27 protein-coding genes are annotated in these 23251 nt (G+C 61.0%); 5 read left to right on the forward strand and 22 right to left on the reverse strand.

Annotated features, from left to right (window positions below):
- Positions 1–12: 12 nt before the first annotated feature.
- From J4D52_RS04640 to minC, 5 genes are all read right to left on the reverse strand, one after another.
- Positions 13–849 (reverse strand): hypothetical protein, encoded by an 837-nt coding sequence (locus J4D52_RS04640; RefSeq protein WP_097304638.1) that lies wholly within the window; start codon positions 847–849, stop codon positions 13–15.
- Positions 850–1001: 152 nt separating this feature from the next.
- Positions 1002–1637: an RluA family pseudouridine synthase gene (locus J4D52_RS04645; RefSeq protein WP_007928667.1), complete on the reverse strand. Its 636-nt coding sequence runs from the start codon at positions 1635–1637 to the stop codon at positions 1002–1004.
- A 117-nt stretch (positions 1638–1754) separates the two neighbouring features.
- The gene (gene minE / locus J4D52_RS04650; protein WP_007928666.1) at positions 1755–2009 is read right to left on the reverse strand and encodes a cell division topological specificity factor MinE; all 255 of its coding nucleotides are present in this window, start codon (positions 2007–2009) and stop codon (positions 1755–1757) included.
- Entirely contained in the window at positions 2009–2821 is an 813-nt protein-coding gene (gene minD, locus J4D52_RS04655) for a septum site-determining protein MinD (RefSeq protein ID WP_102676587.1), read from the reverse strand. The genes minE and minD overlap by 1 nt, the downstream gene beginning before the upstream one ends.
- 167 nt (positions 2822–2988) lie before the next feature.
- Entirely contained in the window at positions 2989–3726 is a 738-nt protein-coding gene (minC, locus tag J4D52_RS04660) for a septum site-determining protein MinC (protein ID WP_053280554.1), read from the reverse strand.
- Positions 3727–3847: 121 nt separating this feature from the next.
- On the opposite strand from minC, the gene J4D52_RS04665 reads away from it, so the two are divergent.
- Both J4D52_RS04665 and J4D52_RS04670 read left to right on the forward strand, forming a co-directional pair.
- Entirely contained in the window at positions 3848–4780 is a 933-nt protein-coding gene (locus J4D52_RS04665) for a lipid A biosynthesis lauroyl acyltransferase (protein ID WP_063432626.1), read from the forward strand.
- 192 nt (positions 4781–4972) lie between these two features.
- Positions 4973–6145, forward strand: a complete 1173-nt coding sequence (locus tag J4D52_RS04670; protein WP_063432625.1) for a patatin-like phospholipase family protein — start codon at positions 4973–4975, stop codon at positions 6143–6145.
- 89 nt (positions 6146–6234) lie between these two features.
- On the opposite strand, the gene J4D52_RS04675 is transcribed toward J4D52_RS04670, so the two are convergent.
- The 10 genes from J4D52_RS04675 to puuE form a co-directional block, all read right to left on the reverse strand.
- Positions 6235–7089 carry a pirin family protein gene (locus tag J4D52_RS04675; RefSeq protein WP_063432624.1) on the reverse strand — a complete coding sequence of 285 codons (855 nt, stop codon included), beginning with the start codon at positions 7087–7089 and terminating at the stop codon, positions 6235–6237.
- A 142-nt stretch (positions 7090–7231) separates the two neighbouring features.
- Positions 7232–8017 carry an outer membrane protein OmpK gene (locus tag J4D52_RS04680; protein ID WP_053280398.1) on the reverse strand — a complete coding sequence of 262 codons (786 nt, stop codon included), beginning with the start codon at positions 8015–8017 and terminating at the stop codon, positions 7232–7234.
- A 39-nt stretch (positions 8018–8056) separates the two neighbouring features.
- Entirely contained in the window at positions 8057–8401 is a 345-nt protein-coding gene (locus tag J4D52_RS04685; RefSeq protein WP_124303307.1) for a hypothetical protein, read from the reverse strand.
- A 1-nt stretch (position 8402) separates the two neighbouring features.
- Positions 8403–9188 (reverse strand): outer membrane protein OmpK, encoded by a 786-nt coding sequence (locus J4D52_RS04690; protein WP_063432623.1) that lies wholly within the window; start codon positions 9186–9188, stop codon positions 8403–8405.
- A 145-nt stretch (positions 9189–9333) separates the two neighbouring features.
- Positions 9334–10692 (reverse strand): nucleobase:cation symporter-2 family protein, encoded by a 1359-nt coding sequence (locus J4D52_RS04695; RefSeq protein ID WP_063432622.1) that lies wholly within the window; start codon positions 10690–10692, stop codon positions 9334–9336.
- A 151-nt stretch (positions 10693–10843) separates the two neighbouring features.
- Complete coding sequence (locus tag J4D52_RS04700; protein ID WP_063432621.1) at positions 10844–12163, reverse strand: urate hydroxylase PuuD; 1320 nt, start codon at positions 12161–12163, stop codon at positions 10844–10846.
- A gap of 51 nt (positions 12164–12214) precedes the next feature.
- Complete coding sequence (locus J4D52_RS04705) at positions 12215–12718, reverse strand: ureidoglycolate lyase (RefSeq protein WP_009050214.1); 504 nt, start codon at positions 12716–12718, stop codon at positions 12215–12217.
- A 147-nt stretch (positions 12719–12865) separates the two neighbouring features.
- On the reverse strand, positions 12866–13861 hold the full coding sequence (gene alc / locus J4D52_RS04710; RefSeq protein ID WP_063432620.1) for an allantoicase: 996 nt from the start codon (positions 13859–13861) through the stop codon (positions 12866–12868).
- A 78-nt stretch (positions 13862–13939) separates the two neighbouring features.
- Positions 13940–14455, reverse strand: coding sequence for a 2-oxo-4-hydroxy-4-carboxy-5-ureidoimidazoline decarboxylase (gene uraD / locus J4D52_RS04715; RefSeq protein ID WP_009050212.1), 516 nt, complete (start codon positions 14453–14455; stop codon positions 13940–13942).
- On the reverse strand, positions 14452–15378 hold the full coding sequence (puuE, locus tag J4D52_RS04720) for an allantoinase PuuE (RefSeq protein ID WP_063432619.1): 927 nt from the start codon (positions 15376–15378) through the stop codon (positions 14452–14454). Before puuE ends, uraD begins: the two co-directional genes overlap by 4 nt.
- Positions 15379–15799: 421 nt before the next feature.
- On the opposite strand from puuE, the gene uraH reads away from it, so the two are divergent.
- A complete protein-coding gene (gene uraH, locus J4D52_RS04725) occupies positions 15800–16153 on the forward strand; it encodes a hydroxyisourate hydrolase (protein ID WP_023966464.1) in 354 nt (117 codons plus the stop codon).
- 183 nt (positions 16154–16336) lie between these two features.
- On the opposite strand, the gene J4D52_RS04730 is transcribed toward uraH, so the two are convergent.
- From J4D52_RS04730 to J4D52_RS04740, 3 genes are all read right to left on the reverse strand, one after another.
- On the reverse strand, positions 16337–16963 hold the full coding sequence (locus J4D52_RS04730; RefSeq protein ID WP_023966462.1) for a LysE family translocator: 627 nt from the start codon (positions 16961–16963) through the stop codon (positions 16337–16339).
- Between the two features lie 63 nt (positions 16964–17026).
- Positions 17027–18376: an NCS2 family permease gene (locus tag J4D52_RS04735; RefSeq protein WP_009050208.1), complete on the reverse strand. Its 1350-nt coding sequence runs from the start codon at positions 18374–18376 to the stop codon at positions 17027–17029.
- Positions 18377–18704: 328 nt separating this feature from the next.
- Positions 18705–19139, reverse strand: coding sequence for a MarR family transcriptional regulator (locus J4D52_RS04740; RefSeq protein WP_009050207.1), 435 nt, complete (start codon positions 19137–19139; stop codon positions 18705–18707).
- A gap of 82 nt (positions 19140–19221) precedes the next feature.
- Between J4D52_RS04740 and J4D52_RS04745 the strand changes: the two genes are divergently transcribed.
- Together J4D52_RS04745 and J4D52_RS04750 are read left to right on the forward strand one after the other, a co-directional pair.
- The gene (locus J4D52_RS04745) at positions 19222–20388 is read left to right on the forward strand and encodes a PLP-dependent aminotransferase family protein (protein ID WP_063432618.1); all 1167 of its coding nucleotides are present in this window, start codon (positions 19222–19224) and stop codon (positions 20386–20388) included.
- Between the two features lie 12 nt (positions 20389–20400).
- On the forward strand, positions 20401–21003 hold the full coding sequence (locus J4D52_RS04750) for a glutathione S-transferase family protein (protein WP_025805589.1): 603 nt from the start codon (positions 20401–20403) through the stop codon (positions 21001–21003).
- A gap of 173 nt (positions 21004–21176) precedes the next feature.
- Here J4D52_RS04750 and J4D52_RS04755 read toward each other — a convergent pair whose 3' ends face one another.
- From J4D52_RS04755 to J4D52_RS04770, 4 genes are all read right to left on the reverse strand, one after another.
- Positions 21177–21548, reverse strand: a complete 372-nt coding sequence (locus J4D52_RS04755; RefSeq protein WP_063432617.1) for a glutathione S-transferase N-terminal domain-containing protein — start codon at positions 21546–21548, stop codon at positions 21177–21179.
- A gap of 100 nt (positions 21549–21648) precedes the next feature.
- The gene (gene folE, locus J4D52_RS04760; RefSeq protein ID WP_003204506.1) at positions 21649–22194 is read right to left on the reverse strand and encodes a GTP cyclohydrolase I FolE; all 546 of its coding nucleotides are present in this window, start codon (positions 22192–22194) and stop codon (positions 21649–21651) included.
- 77 nt (positions 22195–22271) lie between these two features.
- Positions 22272–22829 (reverse strand): Smr/MutS family protein, encoded by a 558-nt coding sequence (locus J4D52_RS04765; RefSeq protein ID WP_063432616.1) that lies wholly within the window; start codon positions 22827–22829, stop codon positions 22272–22274.
- A gap of 75 nt (positions 22830–22904) precedes the next feature.
- A complete protein-coding gene (locus tag J4D52_RS04770; RefSeq protein WP_007932271.1) occupies positions 22905–23225 on the reverse strand; it encodes a hypothetical protein in 321 nt (106 codons plus the stop codon).
- Between the last annotated feature and the right edge of the window lie 26 nt (positions 23226–23251).

Here is a 23251-nt window from a genome sequence, read left to right on the forward strand (position 1 = left end):
CGGGAAAACGATTCAGCCGGTGATCAGGTTACCTTTGAGGAACACTTCGCGGCGTTGCTTGCGGCCCACATATTCATGCTTGCTGGCCTGGTAAACCTCGTTGAATTTCTCTGCGCAAATGCCCGGCAGTTGATCGAGGTATTCCTCCACCAGCGCGTCGTACTGCGCTTCGGTGATCAGTTTGTAGACTTCGCGACGATAGAAGAACCCCAACTGAAAACCCAGGGTCTCGCTGGGATGGGGCGTGATGGTCGCGAAGCAGTTCTCGAAGTCGATGGCCTTGAGCGGAGCCTGGGGGCTGATCATGATGTTGCCAGCCCAGAAATCCATGTGGGTGATGTTCTTTTGCGCGAGGGAGTGCAGCAGTCCGAACGCATCGCGGATAAAGGGCTCGATCTTGTTCGGGTTGTTGCGCAACCACTGTACGCCGTCGACGTAATCATCCAGCAGACGGGTAAGGATGAAGTATTCCTGTACCAGTCCCAGGCGGTCCCGGGTATAGCCGAATCCTTCAAGGTCGGACATCTGTACGCCGCGTCGCTGGGCTTCGGCGGTGTTGATCAGCTCTTCCAGCGGCCAGTCGAAGCGGCCATTGCGCTGGGGCTTGCCCAGGGTGACGCGAACTTTCGCCTTGAGCGTATCCAGGGGCTGCACCTTGGCGAACAGCGGTGTCTCGCCGCTCGCCAAGGGGGCGCTGGCGCGGGTCTGTTTGTGTGCGTGACGTTGGCGGATGAGTTGTTCGAGGGCTGCGCAGGCGTCTGCCGAAGGTTTTTCGCGAAGGTGCAGGGTGGTATTGAGAAAGCAGAAGGTGAAAGGGTAATCGCGTTGAAATGGCTGACTGCTGAGCACGGGGCTTCCTGCCTTAATGTCGAATAGCCACTATTTTAATATTTTTTTAACAAATTCATAACAAATTATTCAGACCAATCTTTATTTTTGGTCGGATTTTTCCTGAGCTGCCCCTCAATCGAGGGGCGTCCCGCTAGGGCGGCCGTTCTCGATCAGAAGGGTGCCGGGCACTCGAAGCGCAGGCGTTCGCCACTCTGCGGATGGGTGAAGCTGAGCATGCTGGCGTGCAGGCACAGGCGTGGCCAGGCGGCCAGCGCTTGCGGGTGTGCGTACAGGCCGTCGCCCAGCAGCGGGTGACCGATGGACAGCATATGCACCCGCAACTGGTGCGAGCGCCCGGTGATCGGGGTCAGCTCGACGCGGCACCAGTCGCCGCAGCGCTCCAGCACCCGCCAGAAGGTCAGGGCGTTCTTGCCGAATTCGTGGTCCACCACGTGCCGCGGTTTGGTCGGCGGGTCGTAGCGCAACGGCAGGTCAATGCTGCCGCTGTCCAGTTCCGGCTGGCCCCAGCACAGTGCGGTGTAGGCTTTTTCGGTCTCGCGGTCGTGAAATTGCCGGGACAGTTCGCGGTGGGTATCGGGGTCGCGGGCCAGCAGGATGATGCCGGAGGTTTCCCAGTCCAGCCGATGGACGATACGGGCTTCCGGGTAACCGTTTTCCTGCAGGCGGGTAATCAGGCAATCCTTGTTGTCATCGGCCCGGCCGGGCACGGAGAGCAGCAGGGTGGGCTTGTCCACCACCAGGACGGCGGCGTCCTGGTGAATGATGCGGATATTCGACAGCGGCATTAAAACAGCCTCGTAACAAACGCCAACGGCGGCTCGATCAACCCGGCTTCTATGGGAGCAGGCTTGCTCCTGTAGAAAAACCGAGGGATCGAGCCGCCGTGGCTCCAGCCGAATCGATCAGCGATCGGGCAGGGTGATATTGAGTTCCAGGATCGAGCAGCTGCCCTGGTTTTCCAGAGCGACATGCACGTCATCGGACCCGATATTGACGTACTTGCGGATTACTTCCACCAGTTCCTTCTGCAAGGCAGGCAAGTAATCGGGGGTAGTGCGTTGGCCGCGTTCATGCGCCACGATGATCTGTAGACGCTCTTTCGCTACCGACGCGGTGCTTACTTTTTTGCTGGCACGAAAGAAGTCAAAAAGGTTCATTACCTACCTCCAAACAGGCGCTCGAAGAATCCCTTCTTCTCGACATTGAGGAACCGGTGTTCCTTTTCCTTGCCCAGCAAGCGATCAACGGTATCGCTGTAGGCCTGACCGGCATCGCTCTGGTCGTCGAGAATCACCGGCACGCCCTGGTTGGAGGCCTTGAGCACTGCCTGGGATTCCGGAATTACGCCAAGAAGGCGCACTGCGAGGATTTCCTTGACGTCTTCGACACCGAGCATTTCCCCTTTTTCGACACGCTCAGGGTGGTAGCGGGTGATCAGCAGGTGTTCCTGGATCGGCTCTTCGCCTCTTTCGGCACGACGGGACTTGCTGGCCAGAAGACCGAGCATGCGGTCGGAGTCACGTACCGAGGAAACTTCCGGGTTGGTCACGACAATCGCTTCGTCGGCGAAGTACATGGCCAGGTGGGCACCTTTCTCGATACCGGCCGGGGAGTCGCAGACCACGAAATCGAAGGTCTCCTTGAGCTCCATCAGCACTTTTTCCACGCCTTCCTGGGTCAGCGCGTCTTTGTCGCGGGTCTGACTGGCGGCCAGTACAAAGAGGTTTTCCAGGCGCTTGTCTTTGATCAGGGCTTGCTGCAGGTTGGCTTCGCCGTTGACCACGTTGACGAAGTCATACACCACGCGACGTTCGCAACCCATGATCAGGTCGAGGTTACGCAAGCCGACGTCGAAGTCGACGATGACAGTTTTGTGACCGCGCAGAGCGAGGCCGGTACCGATAGCGGCGCTGGTGGTGGTCTTACCCACACCACCCTTGCCGGATGTAACCACGAGAATCTTGGCCAAGGTGTTTCACCCCTAAGGAAGAAGGACTTTTTAGCCCCTGAAAAACATCTCTTGAAAACTACTGCAGTCGGACAGCCTTGGCTGGAGGTCGGTTAACACCTGCTCCTACTTCGTTTGAGCCGTATTCGCTAGGTTTTAGAGATGCTTGGAAAATGCGGCAGTATCCGTTAAAGACGTGTGATGTTCAACACGTCACCCGACAGGCTGACCTGGACTCCGGCACCCCACAGCGGATCGCGCCGCAGGTCCTCGGAAACCTTGTACTGGCCGGCGATGGACACCAGTTCAGCGCTCAACTGCTGACAGAAAATCCGTGCCTTGGTGTCGCCCTTGACCCCGGCCAGCGCCCGACCGCGCATCGGGCCGTATACATGGATGTTGCCATCGGCCAGAAGTTCCGCACCCGGACTGACCGAGGAGGTCACTACCAGATCGCCACCCTGGGCATAGATCTGCTGCCCGCCGCGTACTGGCGAAGTGATGATGCGGGTGGGCTTGATGGTCGGTTCAGGCGGCTTCTCAGGCTTTTTCCGTACTTCGTTTTCCTGCGGTTCCAGCGGCCGTTCCCGGGCGCCGGAGGGCGGCAGGACGGGCAGATCGACGGCGATCGCCGCGGCGATGTCTTCGATGCGGCTGGCACGGATCGCCAGGGTGCGCAGACCATGGTGACGACAGACGCGCATCAGGCCGGGCAGATCGACGGCGCCTTCACTGGCCGGCAGTTTGTCCAGCGCCAGCACCAACGGGGCGTTACTGAAGAAATTCGGGGCTTGCGCGACCTTCGCCGCCAGTTGGCGATCGAGGCCCTCGAGGTCGTTGCGGGCCAGTTCCAGCACGGTGATGGCCAGCATGCTGCCCTTCAACTGGAACACAGGATCCAGGTCTTGCGATTCGGTTTGGCTCATGGTCGGCATAAAGCGGCTTGTCACTAAAAGTGCCGAGACTTATAACGAGAACGCCCGCGGGCCGCAAGCCGGGTCGAACCGATGTAGAATGCGCGACCTTGTTGTCTGTCCGGAATCTGTAATGGATCGCCCGCGTTTTCGAGCTGCATTTCTTTATCCCCGTTTTTGGCCGCTGTGGCTGGGCCTGGGCTTGCTATGGCTGGTGGTCCAGCTGCCTTATCCGCTGCTGCTGTGGATCGGTCGCGCCCTGGGGGCGCTGATGTACCGGGTGGCCGGCGAGCGCCGACGGATCGCCAAGCGCAACCTGGAACTGTGTTTCCCCGAAAAGTCCCCTGCTGAGCGCAAGCGCCTGCTCAAGGAAAACTTCGCCTCCACCGGCATCGCCTTTTTCGAGATGGCCATGAGCTGGTGGTGGTCCAAGCCGCGCCTGGCGCGCCTGGCCCATGTCGAAGGCCTGGAGTACCTCAAGCAGGCGCAACTGGAAGGCAAGGGCGTGATTCTCATGGCCCTGCACTTCACTACTTTGGAAATTGGCGCCGCCTTGCTGGGCCAGCAGCACACGATCGACGGCATGTACCGCGAGCACAAGAACCCGCTGTTCGATTTCATCCAGCGCCGTGGTCGCGAACGGCACAATCTGGATTCCCTGGCGGTGGAGCGTGAAGACGTGCGCGGCATGCTCAAGTTGCTGCGCGCCGGCCGTGCCATCTGGTACGCACCGGACCAGGATTACGGCGCCAAGCAGAGCGTGTTCGTGCCGCTGTTCGGCATCCAGGCGGCGACGGTTACCGCCACCAGCAAGTTCGCCCGGCTGGGCAAGGCCCTGGTGGTGCCTTTCACTCAGCAGCGGCTGGCCGATGGCAGTGGTTATCGCTTGGTGATTCACCCGCCGTTGCAGGATTTCCCGGGTGAGACCGAAGAGGCCGATTGCCTGCGCATCAACCAGTGGATCGAAGGCGTGCTGCGCGAGTGTCCGGAGCAGTATCTGTGGGCGCACCGCCGCTTCAAGAGCCGCCCGCCAGGCGAGCCGAAGCTGTATAAGAAGCGCGGTTGAAATTATCGCGTTAGGCTCTGTACGAAAAGTGGCTGCGCTCGGCCATGCTGCGTTAAAAACAGGCTCGGAATGCTCATGTAGGCCCCTACACTCCGCTTCCTCGCCTGTTTTTGCCTTGCCTGACCTTCGCTCGCCGACTTTTCGTACGGAGCCAAGATTGAAAGCCCTTTATCAGCGCCATGGAGTGTAGCGATGAGCCCAGCGGAACCGGTCACAGGATTGATTCTTTCCGGCGGCGGGGCTCGTGCGGCGTATCAGGTGGGGGTGCTGGCGGCGATTGCCGAGTTGTTGCCGGCGGGGGCGAGCAATCCCTTCCCGGTGATAGTCGGGACCTCGGCCGGGGCGATCAATGCGGTCAGCCTGGCCAGCGGCGCGCTGGATTTCACCGCGGCCATCGAGCGTCTCACGGCGTTCTGGCAGGGCTTTCGCAGCCATCAGGTGATCCGCAGCGACTGGCCCGGGGTGATCCGCCAGGCCACCCGGTTCGTCGGCCACAGCCTGCTCGGCCTGGGCGCCCAAGTGCCGGTGGCGCTGCTCAACAGCTCGCCGCTGCGGCAGTTGTTGAACGATAAGCTGCAGCTGTCCGGTATTCGTCAGGCGATCGCGCAAAAGCACCTGAAGGCAGTGGCGGTCACGGCCTTTGGTTATGAATCGGGCCAGGCGGTGACCTTCTACCAGGGCGGTGGCACCATCGATGCCTGGCTGCGTCATCGGCGCATCGGCCTGCCCACCGAACTCACGGTTGAACACTTGCTGGCCAGTTCGGCGATTCCGTTGCTGTTCGCCCCGGTGAGAATCGGCCAGGAGTTTTTCGGCGACGGCGCGGTGCGGCAATCGGCGCCCATCAGTCCGGCGTTGCACCTGGGGGCCAGCCGGGTGCTGGTGGTCGGGGTCAGCGGCAACCCTCGTGGCATCGACCCGCAGGCGCCCCAGCAGCGCAGCTACACCGGGCAGCAGCCGACGTTGGCGCAGATCGGTGGCCACATGCTCAACAGTACCTTCATTGACAGCCTGGAGAGCGATATTGAGCTCTTGCAGCGGCTCAACCAGTTCAGTCATCTGCTGCCATCAGGCACGCCCGTCCGTACCCTGGGGGTGGCGCCGGTGGAGGTGCTGGTGATTGCGCCCAGCCAGCCGATCGATGAAATCGCTGCACGCCATAGGCAGGAATTGCCGGCGGCGCTGCGCTTGTTTCTGCGCGGGCCGGGGGCGACCAAGACCAGCGGTGCCGGGGTCCTGAGTTACCTGCTGTTCGAGGCGGGGTATTGCAGCGAACTGATCGAACTGGGGCGCAGCGATGCCTTGGCCAAGCGCGACGAGCTGCGGCGGTTTCTGGGGTTGGCGGCCGCGGTCGAGACGGCCTGAAAAAGCATCGCGGGCAAGCTCGCCCCTACAGGGAATGCCGTCTCTGTAGGGGCGAGCTTGCCCGCGATAGGGGCTTGGTTCCGCGCGGCTCAGGCGGTCAGTTTGTCGTCGCGAAAATCCCGCAGCGCCTGCTCGATCTCTTCCCGGCTGTTCATCACGAACGGGCCGTACTGCACGATCGGCTCGCCCAGGGGCTTGCCGGCGATCAACAGCACACGGGCGCCATCGGCACTGCTCAACTGGATCTCGCCCTGGTCGGACAGGCGCACCAGTTTGCTGGTGGCGACCGGCTGCGGATGCCCGGACAGATCGATCTGGCCTTCATAGACATACAGCAGGGCCCGATGCCCTTCAGGCAGACGCGGACTGATGCTGGCGCCAGCAGGCAAGCGCAGGTCGAAGTAATGGGGTTCGGTGTCCGGTCGTTCGACGGCACCGGTCTGCTGCACCTGGCCGTCATCGAAGCGGCCGGCGATCACCACCACTTCCACGCCATTGGCGGTGGTCAGGCGCGGAATGTCCTGAGGTTGGATGTCCCGGTAGCCGGCCTTGTCGAGCTTGTGTTTGCCCGGCAGGTTCAGCCATAGCTGGAAGCCGCGCATCACGCCTTCTTCCTGTTCCGGCATCTCGCTGTGGATGATGCCCTTGGCGGCGGTCATCCACTGCACGCCACCGCCTTCCAGCAGGCCGACGTTGCCCAGGTGATCCTCATGGCGCATGCGGCCTTCGAGCATGTAGGTGACGGTTTCGAAACCGCGATGGGGGTGGGGCGGAAAGCCAGCGATGTAATCGTCGGGGTTTTCCGAGCCGAACTCGTCGAGCATCAGGAATGGGTCGAAACGCTCGACACCCTGGCCACCGAAGACCCGGGTCAGTCTGACGCCGGCGCCGTCCGAAGCGGGCTGGCCGGTATGGACGCTGAGTACTTTGCGAAATTGAGTCATCGATGCAACTCCTGATCAGGTTGGAATGAGCGACATGCTATGCCAGCTCAACTGATCGATGGTTGCGAATATCAGGGTGTTACTATCGATTTATTCGATGCAATCCGTTCCCGCGACCAGCACGGGAACGGTGCTCACAGCATCAGAAATGGTACTTGAGCAGCAGGCTGGCGGTGTTCTGGTCGGTGTCGAAGTAGGGGGTGTCCTTGACCCCGTACTTGTTCTTCCAGTAGTCGTATTCGATACCCACATACAACTGTTTGTCGCCCAGCTTCAGCGCCTTGCCCAGGTCGTACTTGATCTGCGGGTTGATGTGCAGGTTGGCGTGGTACTCGCCTTTGGAGTTCTTGTCGTTGTCCACCACCCAGTCGATGAAACCGTCGATCAGGATGTCCGAACGGCCCACGGGAATGGTGTAGGACCAGACCGGGGTGATCTGCCAGACATTGTCGCCGGCACGGCTGCCTTCGGTCTGGCGGTTGTAGAAGTTCAACTGGAAGTAATCGAACCCGGGGATCGCCAGGTCAAAACCCGGACCGATCAGGTAGGACTCGTTATCGCCTTCGCCGAACTCGTAAGTCATGGCCAGCAATACATCCTTGATCGGGCCGAACTCCAACTTCTGATCAAAGATCTTGCCGAACGAAAGTCGTGGGCTGAACTCGCCGTAATAGGTGTTCGGGCCGACGTTGCCGTCCTTTTTACCGTTGTAGAAGATCTTGTCGATAAACAGGAAGTTGTCGCCGTACTTCCAGGCATCGGCATGTTCGAAAGTAACGGTCTGTTGGATCTCTGGATTGATCGCGAAGTCTTTGCCGTAGAGGTAGGTCAGGCTGTTGTTCTGCCATTGCAGCAGGTCGCCGGCGTTGGCCTGGGCCCCTGCCAGCAAGGATCCGGCAAGCATCAGGCCTTTACAGATGCGGTTCATTCGGTTGCTCCCAAAAAGTAAGTGGTTCTACGTTTTTCTTTAAAAGCCGGTGCTCTGGTGTGGCACCTTTTCAATGGCTGAAAAATCATCCGATCGGTCAGCTTTGTTGCTGATAGCAAGAGCTGAGCCAAGGCGAAAAAAAAGCGCAAAAACTCCCGCGCGGCTGTACGAATACAGTCGGTCGAGAGTGAATTCGGTTTTAAATCGGTACGCCTTGGTACTTTCCAGAGGCCGGGATAAGTTGGCTTTCTGGTCAGGTTTTAAATCCGGGCTTTTTTTTTCACCGGATTCAGGCGGCCGCGGAGAATACTGACTCCCACGGCCTTGCTCAAGTGCTCTGCAATAGCGCACTTGAAACAACTTTGGGGCATATTTGCCGGCCATTCTAGAAATGCACCTTCACCAGCAGGCTGGCGGTGTTCTGGTTGGTGTCCAGGTTCGCGCTGTGCTGGATGCCGTACTTGTCTTTCCAGTAGCTGTATTCGAGGCCTACATACAGTTGCTTCTCGCCCAGGCTCAGGGCCTTGCCCAGGTCGTACTTGATCTGCGGGTTGATATGCAGGTTGGCGTGGTAGGTGCCGCGGTCGTTCTGGTCGTTGTCCACCACCCAGTCCAGGTAGCCGTCGATTAACAGGTTCGAGCGCCCCAGCGGGATGCTGTAGGACCAGGATGGGGTGATCTGCCAGACACCGTCACCGGGGCGCGGGCCTTCGGTCTGGCGGCGGTAGAAGTTCAGGGTGAAATAGTTGAAGCCCGGAACGGCAAGGTCGAAACCGGGGCCGATCAGGTAGGCCTCGCTGTCGCCTTCGCCATATTCGTAGGTCATGGCCAGCAGCAGGTCCTTGACCGGGCCGAAGGCGAATGAGCGGTCAAGGATCTTGCCGAACGACAGCCTTGGGCTGAACTCGCCGTAAAAGGCGTGGGGGCCTTTGTTTCGGTCTTCCTGGCCGTTGTAGAAAATCTTGTCGACGAACAGGAAGGTATCGCCATATTTCCAGCGGTCGGCGTGCTCGAAGGTCACCGTCTGCTGGATCGACGGATTGATGGCGAAGTTCTTGCCGTACAGGTACGTCAGGCTGTTGGTCTGCCACAGCAGCAGGTCGCCAGCCATGGCCTGGGTTGTCGCCAGCAGTCCGCCGCTCAGCAGCAGGCGTGCGTGTGCATGTCTCATCGTGTTGCTCCCTGTTTGTTTTTATTGTCAAGGCGCAGGCAGCCGCCGACTGCGACCGGGCGCGGTGCCGGGTCTGCCTGTCGTGCGTGTGTTTCGGGTAACGACGGTCAAGCAGGGGCGACCGCCAGGTCGCCCCGTTCAGGCTTCAATGCTGGTGGGCGTGTCGGGCGTTGCTGGCGGCCCGTTCGGTGCCACCCAGGATGTTGAACAGCAGGTTCAGGGTCAGGGCACTGAGGGTCGCCATGGCAATTCCGCTGTGGGTGATCGGGCTCATCCACAGGGGCAAGTGAGCGAAGAACTCCGGGCGGACCACCGGAATCAGGCCCATGCCGATGCTCACCGCCACCAGCAGTTGATTGCGGCGGTCGGCGATGTCGGCTTCCTGGAGGATCTTGATCCCGGTCGCCGCCACCATGCCGAACATGGCGATGGCTGCGCCGCCCAGTACCGCCGGTGGAATCGAGGCCACCAGGAAAGCCGCCTTGGGCAGCAGGCTCAGCACGATCAGCAGGCCGCCGGCGACTATGGTCACCGAGCGGCAACGCACGCCGGTCATCTGCACCAGGCCGATGTTCTGGGCGAACGAAGAGTGGGTGAAGGTATTGAGGAAACCGGCGAAAAACGAGGCGCCGGCATCACACAGCAGGCCGCGCCGCAGCATGCGCGGGGTGACTTCCTGGCCGGTGATCTTTCCCAGCGCCAGGAACATCCCGGTGGACTCGACGAAGATGATCACCACCACCAGGCACATCGAAAGGATCGGCGCCAGATGGAACTGCGGCATGCCGAAGTGCAGCGGGGTGACCACCTGCACCCAGGGCGCCTGGGCCATGCCGCTGAGGTCGACCATGCCGATCAGGCCGCAGAGCAGGTAGCCCAGGCCCATGCCGATCAGCACGGAAATGTTCACCCAGAAACCGCGCATGAAACGGTGCACCAGCAGGATGGTGCCCAGTACCAGCGCGGCGATGCTCAGGTAGATGGGGGAACCGAATTCGGCATTGTGGCTGCCGCCGCCTGCCCAGTTCACTGCGACCGGGAACAGCGACAGGCCGATGGAGGTGATGACGGTACCGGTGACCAGGGGTGGAAAGAAGCGCACCACCTTGGACATGAAGGGCGCGATCAGCATACCGAAGAAGCCGGCGGCGATGGTCGCGCCAAAGATCCCCTGCATTCCGATGCCCGGCATGCCGGCCATGGCCACCATGCTGCCCACGGCGGCAAAGCTGGCGCCCATCATCACCGGCATGCGGATGCCCATGGGGCCGATGCCGAGGGATTGCACGATGGTGGCGATGCCAGCGACCAGCAGGTCGGCATTGATCAGGAAGGCGATTTCTTCACGACTCAGACCCGCGGCCTGTCCGATGATCAGCGGCACCGCGATGGCGCCTCCGTACATCAGCAGGACATGCTGCAAACCGACCAGGATCAGTTGCAAAAGGGGCAGTCGCGCAAAGGCGGGTGCGTCGGGGATGCGCGGTTCGGTTAACGCGGACATGCAACACCTCGGATCTTTTTATTCTTGTGATTAGAAAGCTGTGTGGTTGCGAACAGCTTTTTTGCAGCAGGCCAACCGCGTGGCGGCTGATCGCGAGCACCGCCCGCTCCCGTAGGAGCGAGGCTTGCCCGCGATGTTTTTCAGCGGTGACTCAGTTGGTGCGTGCCCCCTGGTTGATCCAGGCGCCGATCAGGTCACGTTCCTGTTGGGTCATCTGGGTGATGTTGCCCAGCGGCATGATCTGGCTGGCAACGGCCTGGGCCTGGATCCGTGGGGCCTGGAGCTTGATCTGCTCCGGGGTGTCGAACATCACGCCGGCTGGCGCGGCACTGAACAGCGGGCTGGTGGGCTTGGCCGAGTGGCAGACGGTGCAACGTTCCTGGATCACGTTATGCACCTTGTCGAAGCTCGGGCCTTGGGTTGCGGTGGATGCTTGCGTCGGAGCAACTTCGGGAGTCGGTGGAGCTGCCGGGGCCGCTGCGGTTTCAGGCTTGGCGCCGCCGCCAATGGCGGTTTCCGGCAGTGGCTGGTACTCGATCTTCGCCGGGGCCTTGGCCACTTCCGGAGCCTTGGCCATTTGCGCGGGGCCGGTGACGTAGGCCAGGCAGATCATGCCCAGGGCCGCGACCGGCAGGGTCCAGGCGAACTTGTGGCTGTCGTGGCGGGTGTTGAAGTAATGACGCACCAGCACCGCCAGCACCGCGATCCCGGCCAGGATCAACCAGTTGTACTGGCTGCCGTAGGTGCTCGGGAAGTGGTTGCTGATCATGATGAACAGCACAGGCAGGGTGAAGTAGTTGTTGTGCCGCGAACGCAGCAGGCCCTTGGCCGGCAGGGTCGGGTCCGGCGTGCGGTTTTCCGCGATGGCGGCCACCAGCGCGCGCTGGGCCGGCATGATGATGCGGAACACGTTGCCGACCATGATGGTGCCGATGATGGCGCCGACATGCAGGTAGGCGCCACGACCGCTGAACACCTTGCTGAAGCCATAGGCCGCGGCGATCAACAGCACGAACAGGATGAAGCCGAGCAGGGCGGGCTTCTTGCCCAGGGGCGAGTCGCAGAGGAAGTCGTAGACGAACCAGCCGGCGATCAGGGAGCCGATGCCGATGGCCACGCCTTCAGGGCCGGTCAGGCCGCTGCCCGGCGCTACCAGGTAGAGCATCGGGTTGTAGTAGAACACCAGGCACAGCAGGGCGATCCCCGACATCCAGGTGAAGTAGGCTTCCCACTTGAACCAGTGCAGGTTTTCCGGCATGGAGGGTGGGGCCAGTTTGTATTTTTCCAGGTGATAGATGCCGCCACCGTGGATTGCCCAGAGGTCGCCCGACAGGCCGTCCTTGGGGTTGACGCGATTGAGGTTGTTTTCCAGCCAGACGAAGTAGAACGACGCGCCGATCCAGGCCACGCCAGTGATCATGTGAACCCAACGCACGCTCAGGTTGAGCCATTCCAACAGATGTGCTTCCACAGTCTTTACCTCTCGCCTGTCACCCTTGTTTTCGGGTGATCAGACCTTCTCTTATTGGTGGGGGGCGAGGATCAAACACTCATCCTCTTCAAAGAAATGCTCATCGCAGTTATTGCCTGTGCCACTGCGATCAACCACCAGGAAGTCATCCCGCTTTTCGATCGTCAGCACCGGGTGGTGCCAGACGCCGCGATGGTAATTAATGCCCTGCCTGCCATTGCTGACAAAGGCGCGGACCAAGCCCGATACAGGTGCATCGCCAAGTGGCGCGACCACGATCAGAAAGGGGTTGCCGAGCAGCGGAATGAAAGCCTGGCTGCCCAGCGGATGGCGCTCCAGCATGCGCACGGTCAAGGGCATGTCCAGCGCGTCGGCGCGGAAGATGCTGATGATCGCCTTGTCGTCCGGCGTGGCGGTTTCCACGGTAGCCAGACGATGGAAGCGCATGGTCGAACCGTTGTTGATCATGAAGTGATCGCTGCCGTCGGTTTCGATCACGTCACCGAAGGGGGCGAAGGCTTCTTTGGTCAGCGGTTCGATCATCAATGTGCGCATGCTGTTCTTCTTAATCTGTGAGTTCGGTTTTTCGGTCAGTCATGTTTTTGTAGGAGCGAAGCTTGCTCGCGATGGCGTCAAACCAGACAGCAGATGTCGACCTGACAACCGCTATCGCGAGCAAGCTTCGCTCCTACAGGCTCGGCATTATTTCGCGACCTTGCCCAGGATCCGCAGGCGGCTGACGCCTCCGTCCGGGAACACGTTCAGGCGGATATGGGTGATCGGACCCAGGGCCTTGATCTGCTCGGCGAAGGTGTGTTCGGCGTGCATTTCCAGCTTCTGGCTCGGCAGCAGTTCGCGCCAGAACAGCGACTGGGTTTCGATCTGGCTGTCGGTGCCGCCCTTGACGAAGGCGCCCTGGATCGAGCAGCTGTCCGGGTAGTTGCCTTTGAAGTGCAGGGTGTCGACGATGATCTTCTCGATCTCGCCCGGATGGCCCAGGGCGACGATCACCCAGTCATTGCCCGGCGTGCGGCGGCGGGCGGTTTCCCAGCCATCGCCCATGTTGATGCCGCGGCCCGGGTTGAGGATGTTGCTCATGCGGCCGAAGTGTTCGTCGGAGCAGGCGAGGGCGCGGCCACCGTTGAGGGCGGCTGCCAGGTCGACCTGTTCGTTGTCGCCGACCGCCGACCAGTCGCGGTACGGGATGCCATGCACGCGCAGACGGGCCACGCCGCCATCCGGGTAGATGTTGAAGCGCAGGTGGCTGAACGCCTGGTCGTTGCTGATCTCGTGGTAGTGGTGGCTGTTGCCTTGCAGCTCGACGGCCGGCAGCACTTCCACCCACTGGGTGTTTTCGTTCGGCTCGCCTTCGGCCAGGAAGCAGGCTTCCAGGGAGGCCGATGGCGGGAAGTTGCCGGTGAAGAATGAGGTGTCGATGTCCACACCCTTGATCTGGCCAGGCACGCCCAGGCGGATCACGGCGCTGTCGTAGCCTTCGAAGCGTTTGCGGCGCGACTCCCAGCCGTCCATCCACTTGCCGTTGTCATCGAATACGCCCTCCTTCCATACGGCCGGGGTCGGCTGGAACAGACGGTTGGCGTCAGCGAACCAGTCATCGGTCACCGAGATGATCTTGGTGCCCAGGCGGGCGTCGGCCAGGTTGACGAACTTCTCGAAAGGTACGGCGTAAGCTTTCATTCTTCTTGTCTGCCTTTAATTGAGTGGCTTGGGATGCTTGCAGGGCCCTGGGTACGTTTCGTACTCGGGCCAGGCTTGCTAGAGAGTCAGTAGTCGGAACAGGGCGATCTTGTTGATCTCCGCCAGCGCGCACCGGAATTCGGTGTCCACCGAGTTGTGGATGCGCGCTTCGAACGCCGCGAGGATCTGATGCCGGTTGCTGCCTTTTACCGCCATGATGAAGGGAAACTTGAACTTGGCCTTGTAGGCGTCGTTCAGCTCGGTGAAGCGCTGGAACTCTTCGGCCGTGCATTGGTGAATACCGGCGCCAGCCTGTTCATGGGTGCTGGCTTCGGTCAGTTGCCCCTGGACGGCGGCTTTGCCGGCCAGGTCCGGGTGAGCGTTGATCAGGGCCAGCTGGCTCTGGTGATCGGCGCTCAACAGGATGTCGCTCATGCGCTGGTGCAGGGTGTCGATCCGGTCGATCGATGCGTCCTGGCCCAGGTCGAAGGCCTTTTCGGCGACCCATGGCGAATGTTCGTAGATATCGGCGAAGGCTTTGACGAAGGCGTCGCGGCTCAGGGTCGAGGGTTTCAGGGTTTGGAAGGTGCTCATTTCGCAGCCCCCGGAAACGGATGGGTTTGCTGCCAGTGGCGGGCGATGTCCACGCGGCGAGTGAACCAGACCTGATCGTGACCCTTGACGTACTCGATAAAGCGCTTCAGGGCGGCCAGGCGCGCCGGGCGGCCGATCAGGCGGCAGTGCAGGCCGATGGACAGCATCTTCGGCGCCTCGGCGCCTTCGGCGTACAGCACGTCGAACGCATCCTTGAGGTACTGGTAGAAGTCGTCGCCCTTATTGAAGCCCTGGACCTGGGTGAAACGCATGTCGTTGGTGTCCAGGGTGTAGGGGATCACCAGGTGCGCCTTGCCGGTCGGGTTGTTGGTTTCCCAGTAGGGCAGGTCGTCGTCGTAGGTATCGCAGTCGTAGAGGAAACCGCCTTCTTCCATCACCAGGCGCCGGGTGTTCGGGCCGGTGCGACCGGTGTACCAGCCCAGCGGGCGTTCACCGGTGATTTCGGTGAGGATGCGGATCGCTTCGAGCATGTGCTCGCGTTCCTGGGCTTCGTCCATGTACTGGTAGTCGATCCAGCGGTAGCCGTGGCTGCAGATCTCGTGGCCGGCTTCGACCATGGCGCGGATCACGTCCGGATGGCGCTGGGCGGCCATGGCGACGGCGAAGATGGTCAGCGGAATGTCGAATTCCTTGAACAGCTTGAGGATCCGCCAGACACCGGCACGGCTGCCATACTCGTACAGCGATTCCATGCTCATGTTGCGCTCGCCCTGCAGGGGCTGGGCGGCGACCATTTCCGAAAGGAAGGCTTCCGACTCCTTGTCGCCGTGCAGGATATTGCGCTCGCCGCCTTCTTCGTAATTGAGCACGAACGACAGGGCGATGCGGGCATTGCCCGGCCAGTGAGGGTGAGGAGGGTTGGAGCCGTAACCGATCAGGTCGCGTGGGTAGTCAGCGCTCACTGCAGTCTTCCTTCTTATCGTGATAACGGTGGCGTGGCGGGGCCTGAGGGGGAAAGGCAGGCTGGCGTCACAGCGATGGACTGATTGTATACAACTTTTAAATCAGTTTGTAAGCCCGATTTTTTGCATTTTTCATCGATTGTGCTCATGCATGGGTACTGCAAGAAACCTGCCTGGTTGGTCAGCTAATGGATGGAAAGTCTTCTGCTCTCATGGTGTAGCCGCTGATCAAGGGAACACGGAGGCTTGGCAGAAGTACCCGGAAATGGGTGATTTTTATTGTGTACAATTTTTTTGAAAAGTGTCTTAATAAATTCCTCGCCGTATCCTTTCGTGCTCCGAAACGGTGCGGTCTCCTTATCAACTGACTTCAGGAGGCGCGAGGTCTGGACGTGTGAGCGCGCACAGACACGCAGAATCAATGGGACGTTTGACTACACACGTGTTGGATGCCGCGCATGGCTGCCCAGGCAGCGCCATCAAGGTCGAGTTGTACCGGGTCGAGGGTACGCAGCTGGAACTGGTCGCCAGTGCCCTGACCAACAGCGATGGCCGTTGCGATGCGCCGCTGCTGCAAGGCGATGACTACCGCACCGGGGTTTACCAACTGCAATTCCATGCCGGCGATTACTACCGTGCTCGCGGCGTACAACTGCCTGAGCCTGCGTTTCTCGATGTGGTGGTGCTGCGTTTCGGCATCTCGGCCGAGCAGGAGCATTACCACGTACCGCTGCTGATCTCGCCCTACAGCTATTCGACCTACAGAGGAAGCTAGGACTTTCCCCCACGAAGCCTGCGCAAATAGCTTCTTTGGTCTTTCGCCCGCTCACACTGCGGGCTTTTTTTCGTCCTTGGAAATGTGCTGTTGGTGAGGACGCCATCGCGGGCAAGCCTCGCTCTTACAAAATTGGCTTCTGTAGGAGCGAGCGGGCGGCGATCCGACTTGCCCGCGATGCTTTCAGCGGCTCAACAGCGACGCGGCACCGGCACCGCTGAACAGCCCGGCGCTGACCCGGTTGAACCAGCTCTGGCCCTTGCCGCTGCGCAGGTAGCGCGCCGCGCCATGGGCACCCAGGCCGTAAGCCAGCTTGCACAGCAGGTCGAGCAGGGTCCAGGTGACGATCATGATCAGCAGCTGCGGCAGGAAAGGTTGTTCGGCGCTGAGAAACTGCGGCAGAAACGCGGCGAAGAACAGAATGTCTTTCGGGTTGCTGGCGCCCAGCACAAAAGCGCGCCCGAACAGTGCGCGAAAGCGCGGTTTCGGTGCGGCCTCGGGCACTTCGGCGCCGAGGGAGGGCTGCCGCGATTGCTGCCAGCTTTGCCAGGCGAGATAGAACAGGTACAGCGCACCGACGATTTTCAGGGCACTGAACAGCTGCTCCGAAGCCAGCAGCAGGGCGCCCAGGCCCAGGGCCGAGGCACTCAACAAACAGATCGAGGCAAACACGCCGCCGAGAAACGCCGGGTAGGACCGGCGCAAACCGTAATTCAGACTGTTGCTGATCATCAGCAGGGACAGCGGGCCTGGGATCAGGATCACCACCAGTGCCGCGCCGCTGAACAGCAGCCAGGTTTCCACGCTCATTGCCTTTCTCCTTATGTGCAAAAGCCTCACCCGACGGGGTGAGGCCGTTTGAAACCGATGTGCCTACAAGAAAATGAACTTGGCGATAAAGATCGCGCACAGCACCCACAGGCTGATGGAGATTTCCTTGTACTTGCCCGTCCCGGCCTTCAAGGCCACGTAGGTGATGAAACCCAGGGCGATACCGTCGGCGACCGAGAAGGTCAGCGGCATCATGATTGCGGTGACGATCGCCGGGATGCTGTCGGTGGCCTCTTCCCAATCGATGTGGGCCATGCCGCCCATCATCAGCATCGCCACATAAATCAGTGCACCGGCGGTGGCATAAGCGGGGATCATGCCAGCCAGCGGAGCGAAAAACATGGCTGCGATAAATAGCACACCTACGGTCACTGCGGTAAGACCAGTCCGACCACCCGCGGCGACACCCGCGGCACTTTCCACGTAGCTGGTGACGGGTGGAACACCGACCACCGCACCGAAGACGCTGGAGGCGCTGTCCGCCTTCAGGGCGCGGGAGAGGTTCTCGATCTTGCCGTCGGGGTTGACCAGGCCGGCGCGCTGGGCCACGCCCATCAGGGTGCCGGCGGTATCGAACATGTGCACGAAGAGGAAGGCTAGCACCACGCTGATCATGCTGACATTGAATACCCCGGCGACGTCCATGGCCATCCAGGTCGGTGCCAGGCTCGGCGGGGCCGACATGATGCCCTCGTAGTGCACCAGGCCCAGGCCCCAGCCGGCCAGGGTCACGGTGATGATGCTGATGAGGATCGCGCCGAACACCCGGTGATAACTGAGCACGGCAATCATCAAGAAACAGATCGCCGCCAGCAGCGGGCCGGGTTCGCGCAGGGAGCCGAGCTTGATCAGGGTCGCCGGGCTATCGACCACGATGCCCGCGGTCTTCAAGCCGATCAGCCCGAGGAACAGGCCCACACCGGCGCCCATGGCGAAGCGCAGGCTGGCCGGAATGCTGTTGAGCAGCCATTCGCGGATCCGCGAGAAGGTCAGGAACATGAACAGCACGCCGGACACGAATACCGCACCGAGGGCGGTTTCCCAGTTGTAGCCCATGGTTCCGACCACGGTGTAGGTGAAAAAGGCGTTCAGCCCCATGCCGGGCGCCAGGCCTACCGGCCAGTTGGCGTACAGCCCCATCAACAGGCAACCCAGGGCGGCGGCGATGCAGGTGGCGACGAATGCCGCGCCGTGGTCGATGCCGGCGTCGGCCATGATGTTGGGGTTGACGAAGATGATGTAGGCCATGGTGATGAAGGTCGTCAGACCGGCAATCAGCTCGGTCTTCACCGTGGTGCCATGCAACCTGAGTTTGAAGATGCGCTCCAGCCAGCCACTGTTCAGCGGCGGCGAGAGTTCCAGCGTAGGGGCTTCGGATTTGCGGCTTTCCACAGCGAGTACTCCTCAAGAGTTTTATTATTTTTTCCAGAGCCGGACACGTGAGGGTGGGCAGCGGCTCTTTGAGGCATGTAAGGCTTGCGGGCTTTTATTGACCTATGGGTCAGGAACTCGCACGTGGCGAATTATGCTTTTGTATACAAAGAAAGCAAATAATGTTTTTTAGGTTGTGTGCGAAAAGTTCGCCAGAAAGGCTATATGGCCTGTAGCCGTTGGCGCGGCCCGCGATCGAGCGCGCAGCGGTCGCAATGGGGCTGACGCGGTTTTGCAGAAGCAGCGGGTATGCAGGTTGACGACCGCTGCGCGCTCGCAGGCTGTGGTGTCAGCGGTTTTCGCCCAGGGCCTTGTTTACCGCCAGCCAGCCATCCACCGCCGCCTCGCCGGCCTCGGCGAATACCCGTTGCAGCAGCTTTACCTGCTCGCGCCGCAGCGATTGTTCAAAGCGCGCGCCGTCCTCCGTCAGCTCCAGCAGGCGTTTGCGCTTGTCGCTCTCTGGGGCAACGCTGTTGACCAGGTGCATCTCCATCAATTGACGCAGGGGAATGTTCAGCGCCTGCTTGCTCACGCCCAGTGCCGTGAGCAGTTCTTTCACGCTTAGCCCCGGGTAGCGGGCGATGAAAAACACGATGCGCTGGTGCACGCGACTCAGGCCGCGGCGCTCGAGCATTTCGTCGGCCTTGGCGGTGAACGCCTGGTAACCAAAGAAGAAGGCTTCCATGGCGGCTTGTTGCGTGGTCTGGTTTTTAAGGTCAAGCATATTGACGTATCTGCGAAAGTCGGCGTAATTTCGGTCAAGCAGTTTGACGTATTTTCCTCCGCCTTCGCTACTGGTGACCCTCATGGCCTTCTCCGAACGTGTTTCGCGTCTTAAAAGCTCACTGATCCGTGAAATCCTTGCCGCCGCGCAGCGTCCGGAAGTGATGTCGTTCGCCGGAGGGCTGCCCGCCGAAGCGATGCTACCGAAGACCGATTGGCAGGCGATGCCGTTGTCCATGGGCCAATACGGCATGAGCGAGGGCGAACCACAGCTGCGCGAGGCCCTGGCGGCACAAGCCCGGGTGCTGGGTGTGCCGTGCGAGGCCAGCCAGGTGCTGGTGGTCAGCGGTTCCCAGCAGACCCTCGATCTGGCGGCCAAGCTGTACATCGACAAGGGCACCGAGATCATGCTGGAAGCGCCGACCTACCTGGCGGCGTTGCAGATCTTCCAGCTGTTCGGCGCCGATTGCCTGACCGTGCCGCTTCAGGCCGATGGGCCGGATCTGGCGCAATTACGTGCCCGCCTGGAGCAGCATCGTCCCGCGTTCATCTACCTGATCCCGACCTTCCAGAATCCTTCGGCGGTGCGCTACAGCGAAGCCAAGCGCGATGCCGTGGCGGCGTTGCTCGACGAGTTCGGGGTGACCCTGATCGAAGACGAGCCTTACCGCGAGCTGACTTTCGACGGTGGCAGCGCCATGCCCATCGTCGGGCGCCTGCGCAAGGCCAGCTGGATCTACACCGGCACCGTGTCGAAGACGCTGCTGCCAGGGCTGCGGGTCGGTTACCTGATCGCCAGCCCGGACCTGTTTCCCCATCTGTTGCGCTTGAAGCAATCGGCGGACCTGCACACCAACCGTGTCGGCCAATGGCAGGCGCTGCAATGGATAGGTACCGAGCAGTATCAGCAGCATCTGGGCGAGTTGCGCGATTTCTACCGGGTTCGCCGCGACGGTTTTCAGGCGGCCCTGCAACGTCATTTCGGCGATCTGGCCGATTGGCAGGTGCCCCAGGGCGGGCTGTTTTTCTGGTTGACCTTGAAACAGCCGCTGGACACCCGCACTTTGCTGAAAGCGGCGCTGGAGCAGGACGTGGCATTCATGCCGGGCGAACCCTTCTTCTCCGAGCCGGACCGCAATCCAGGTCACCTGCGGTTGAATTTCAGTCATATCGATCCGGCGCGTCTGGACGAAGGTCTCAAGCGGCTGGCCACCGTGGTACGTCAAGCACAGGCTGCACAGGCAGCCTGAGAGGAGAGGGCCATGTACAAGGTTTATGGGGATTACCGGTCCGGCAACTGCTACAAGGTCAAGCTGATGCTCAATCTGCTGGGCCAGCCTTACGAGTGGCATGCCGTGGACATCTTGAGCGGGGATACGCAGACCGAGGCGTTTCTGGCGAAGAACCCCAACGGCAAGATCCCGGTGCTGGAGCTGGAAGACGGCACCTGCCTGTGGGAGTCGAACGCGATTCTCAACTTTCTCGCCGATGGCAGCGAATTCCTGCCGAGCGAGCCGCGTTTACGCACGCAAGTGCTGCAATGGCAGTTTTTCGAGCAATACAGCCATGAGCCGTACATTGCCGTGGCACGGTTCATCCAGCTTTATCTGGGGATGCCGCAAGAGCGCCTTCACGAATACGAGAAGCTGCAAAAGCGTGGTTACAAGGCGTTGGACGTGATGGAGCACCAGCTGGCGCGCACGCCGTATCTGGTGGGCGAGCAGTATTCGATTGCCGATATCGCGCTCTATGCCTACACCCATGTCGCCCATGAAGGTGGCTTCGATCTGGCGCGCTACCCGGGCATCCAGGCCTGGATGCAGCGGGTGGAAAGCCATCCACGGCATGTCGGGATGCTCGACTGAGCCTCTACGGGAAACAAAAAAACCGACCCTTGGGTCGGTTTTTTATGGTCTGGCTCTTGTGGGGGCTGTTCTGGCGCTATCGCGGGCAAGCCTCGCTCCTACAGAAAATCGGTCGCAAACCTGTAGGAGCCAGGCTTGCCCGCGATGACGTCCTTCAGAACGCCACCCACCATTCAGGCTGTCGCAAAACGCTTGTCCAGATAATTGATGATCACCTTGGACTCGTACATCCAGGTGGTCTGGCCGTTTTCTTCGATACGCAGGCACGGCACCTTGATCTTGCCGCCTTGTTCCAGCAGGGTCTGGCGGTCCTGCTCGTTGTTTTTCGCGTCACGCAGGGCCACCGGAACGTTCAGGCGGTGCAGGGTGCGGCGGGTTTTCACGCAGAAGGGGCAGGCGTGGAACTGATACAGGGTCAGGCCCTTGGCGGCCTGTTCGACCTGGGCTTGAGCGGCGGCGGGGCGCTGCTGCTTGCGTGGGCGGGTGATGAAGTCGATGAAGATGATGAGCTGGCCCAGGCCGACTCGAAGCGCTTTGACGATCACGATATTGCCTCTTGCCCATGAAAGAAGGGGCGGCAGCTTACCTGATTTTTGCCAGGCGAAAAAAAACCGGCGATGAACGCCGGTTCTTTCGGGCAGCCGTTTACTTGATCAGGCTAAGAAACTCGCTGCGGGTCGCCGCGTTTTCGCGGAATTCGCCCAGCATCACCGAGGTGATCATCGACGAGTTCTGCTTCTCCACACCGCGCATCATCATGCACATGTGCTTGGCCTCGATCACCACCGCGACGCCCAGGGCGCCGGTCACTTGCTGGACTGCGTCGGCGATCTGGCGGCTGAGGTTTTCCTGGATCTGCAGGCGACGCGCGTACATGTCGACGATGCGCGCGACTTTCGACAGGCCCAGCACCTTGCCGCTCGGAATGTAAGCGACGTGAGCCTTGCCGATGAAAGGCAGCAGGTGGTGCTCGCACAGCGAGTAGAGCTCGATGTCCTTGACCAGCACCATTTCGCTGTTATCGGAGCTGAACAAGGCACCGTTGGTGACTTCTTCCAGCGTTTGTTCATAACCGCGGCAGAGGTACTGCATGGCTTTGGCGGCACGTTTTGGCGTGTCGAGCAGGCCCTCGCGGGAGACGTCTTCGCCCAATTGGCCGAGGATCGCCGTGTAATTCTGTTCCAGGGACATGAAACTACCTGTGGGATTTTACGCAAAGGGCAAGGGTACGGTGGCGGACTCGACGCTGCAAGCGCGACGAAGCGGCTTTACTCGTCGCGGCCTTCCATCATGGTGCGTTTGAGCATCACGTAGACCGCGCCGGCGCCGCCGTGCTTGGCCTGGCACGAGGTGAAGCCGAGCACCTGCGGATGCTGGCGCAGCCAGGTGTTGACGTGGCTCTTGATCATCGGCCGCTTGCCGTCCAGGCGCACGGCCTTGCCGTGGGTGACGCGCACGCAGCGGATCTCGAACCTGGTGGCTTCGGCGAGGAACGCCCAGAGGGTTTCCCGGGCCTTTTCCACATTCATGCCGTGCAGGTCGAGGCTGCCCTCGAAAGGGATCTGGCCGACCTTGAGCTTGCGCATCTGGCTTTCCTGAACCCCGTCGCGGGCCCACATCAACTCGTCTTCCGGGCCGACGTCGATCACGAACTGATCGGACAGCCCGTCGACGGCAGTGGTTTCGGTGCGCACGCTGGCAGCCTGGCGCAGCTTGGCGATCTGCGCCCGGTCAGCCTTGGGTTTGCCGGTTTCGGCGCGATCGTGCTTGATCGGCTTGACGCCTTGGATCGCGCTTTTGAATAGGGAAAAATCGTCGTCTTGCATGTCAGCCTCCGCGAAGACCGAGCAGTTTACCCAACTCGAGGGGAGAGGGGCGGGACAAAACGTGTGGCCGTCGATTCAGTCATGTTTCTTCATCAGGTGTGGAGCCATGTTCAGGGTTTGCGGCTGGCGCATGCGGCGCCGGCAGCGACGCCACAGCCAGACGCCGACATACAGCAGTAACAGACCGACCGCTAGAATCACCGCGGAACCTGCCGGACTTGCATTCAATTCGCCCAGCGCCGGAGGGCGCCCCAACAGGCTGGCGGCCCCGGCCATCGCCAGCAGCACACCGAAGGTCGCCAGCAACGCGGAAAATCCCGCGCCCAGGCGCAAACGCCAGTTCCGCGGGCCTTTGGGCCGCAGACGACGTGCGTCAAAACCATCGGATATCTTCATTCCGACCTTCCTCAATGGGTATCGGC

It is taken from the genome of Pseudomonas sp. GW460-12-10-14-TSB1 (assembly GCF_017349775.1).
GTDB classification, from domain to species: domain Bacteria; phylum Pseudomonadota; class Gammaproteobacteria; order Pseudomonadales; family Pseudomonadaceae; genus Aquipseudomonas; species Aquipseudomonas piscium.

What these genes read in the sequence shown, in the direction of transcription:
- J4D52_RS04690 (WP_063432623.1), bottom strand. Translation starts at nt 9,188, where the DNA reads ATGAGACATGCACACGCACGCCTGCTGCTGAGCGGCGGACTGCTGGCG.
- J4D52_RS04670 (WP_063432625.1), top strand. Translation starts at nt 4,973, where the DNA reads ATGAGCCCAGCGGAACCGGTCACAGGATTGATTCTTTCCGGCGGCGGG.
- J4D52_RS04695 (WP_063432622.1), bottom strand. Translation starts at nt 10,692, where the DNA reads ATGTCCGCGTTAACCGAACCGCGCATCCCCGACGCACCCGCCTTTGCG.
- J4D52_RS04770 (WP_007932271.1), bottom strand. Translation starts at nt 23,225, where the DNA reads ATGAAGATATCCGATGGTTTTGACGCACGTCGTCTGCGGCCCAAAGGC.
- J4D52_RS04685 (WP_124303307.1), bottom strand. Translation starts at nt 8,401, where the DNA reads ATGGCCGGCAAATATGCCCCAAAGTTGTTTCAAGTGCGCTATTGCAGA.
- J4D52_RS04645 (WP_007928667.1), bottom strand. Translation starts at nt 1,637, where the DNA reads ATGCCGCTGTCGAATATCCGCATCATTCACCAGGACGCCGCCGTCCTG.
- J4D52_RS04740 (WP_009050207.1), bottom strand. Translation starts at nt 19,139, where the DNA reads ATGCTTGACCTTAAAAACCAGACCACGCAACAAGCCGCCATGGAAGCC.
- J4D52_RS04750 (WP_025805589.1), top strand. Translation starts at nt 20,401, where the DNA reads ATGTACAAGGTTTATGGGGATTACCGGTCCGGCAACTGCTACAAGGTC.
- J4D52_RS04665 (WP_063432626.1), top strand. Translation starts at nt 3,848, where the DNA reads ATGGATCGCCCGCGTTTTCGAGCTGCATTTCTTTATCCCCGTTTTTGG.
- J4D52_RS04675 (WP_063432624.1), bottom strand. Translation starts at nt 7,089, where the DNA reads ATGACTCAATTTCGCAAAGTACTCAGCGTCCATACCGGCCAGCCCGCT.
- J4D52_RS04745 (WP_063432618.1), top strand. Translation starts at nt 19,222, where the DNA reads ATGGCCTTCTCCGAACGTGTTTCGCGTCTTAAAAGCTCACTGATCCGT.
- J4D52_RS04680 (WP_053280398.1), bottom strand. Translation starts at nt 8,017, where the DNA reads ATGAACCGCATCTGTAAAGGCCTGATGCTTGCCGGATCCTTGCTGGCA.
- minE (WP_007928666.1), bottom strand. Translation starts at nt 2,009, where the DNA reads ATGAACCTTTTTGACTTCTTTCGTGCCAGCAAAAAAGTAAGCACCGCG.
- J4D52_RS04705 (WP_009050214.1), bottom strand. Translation starts at nt 12,718, where the DNA reads ATGCGCACATTGATGATCGAACCGCTGACCAAAGAAGCCTTCGCCCCC.
- uraD (WP_009050212.1), bottom strand. Translation starts at nt 14,455, where the DNA reads ATGAGCACCTTCCAAACCCTGAAACCCTCGACCCTGAGCCGCGACGCC.
- folE (WP_003204506.1), bottom strand. Translation starts at nt 22,194, where the DNA reads ATGTCCCTGGAACAGAATTACACGGCGATCCTCGGCCAATTGGGCGAA.
- uraH (WP_023966464.1), top strand. Translation starts at nt 15,800, where the DNA reads ATGGGACGTTTGACTACACACGTGTTGGATGCCGCGCATGGCTGCCCA.
- minC (WP_053280554.1), bottom strand. Translation starts at nt 3,726, where the DNA reads ATGAGCCAAACCGAATCGCAAGACCTGGATCCTGTGTTCCAGTTGAAG.
- alc (WP_063432620.1), bottom strand. Translation starts at nt 13,861, where the DNA reads ATGAAAGCTTACGCCGTACCTTTCGAGAAGTTCGTCAACCTGGCCGAC.
- J4D52_RS04730 (WP_023966462.1), bottom strand. Translation starts at nt 16,963, where the DNA reads ATGAGCGTGGAAACCTGGCTGCTGTTCAGCGGCGCGGCACTGGTGGTG.
- J4D52_RS04765 (WP_063432616.1), bottom strand. Translation starts at nt 22,829, where the DNA reads ATGCAAGACGACGATTTTTCCCTATTCAAAAGCGCGATCCAAGGCGTC.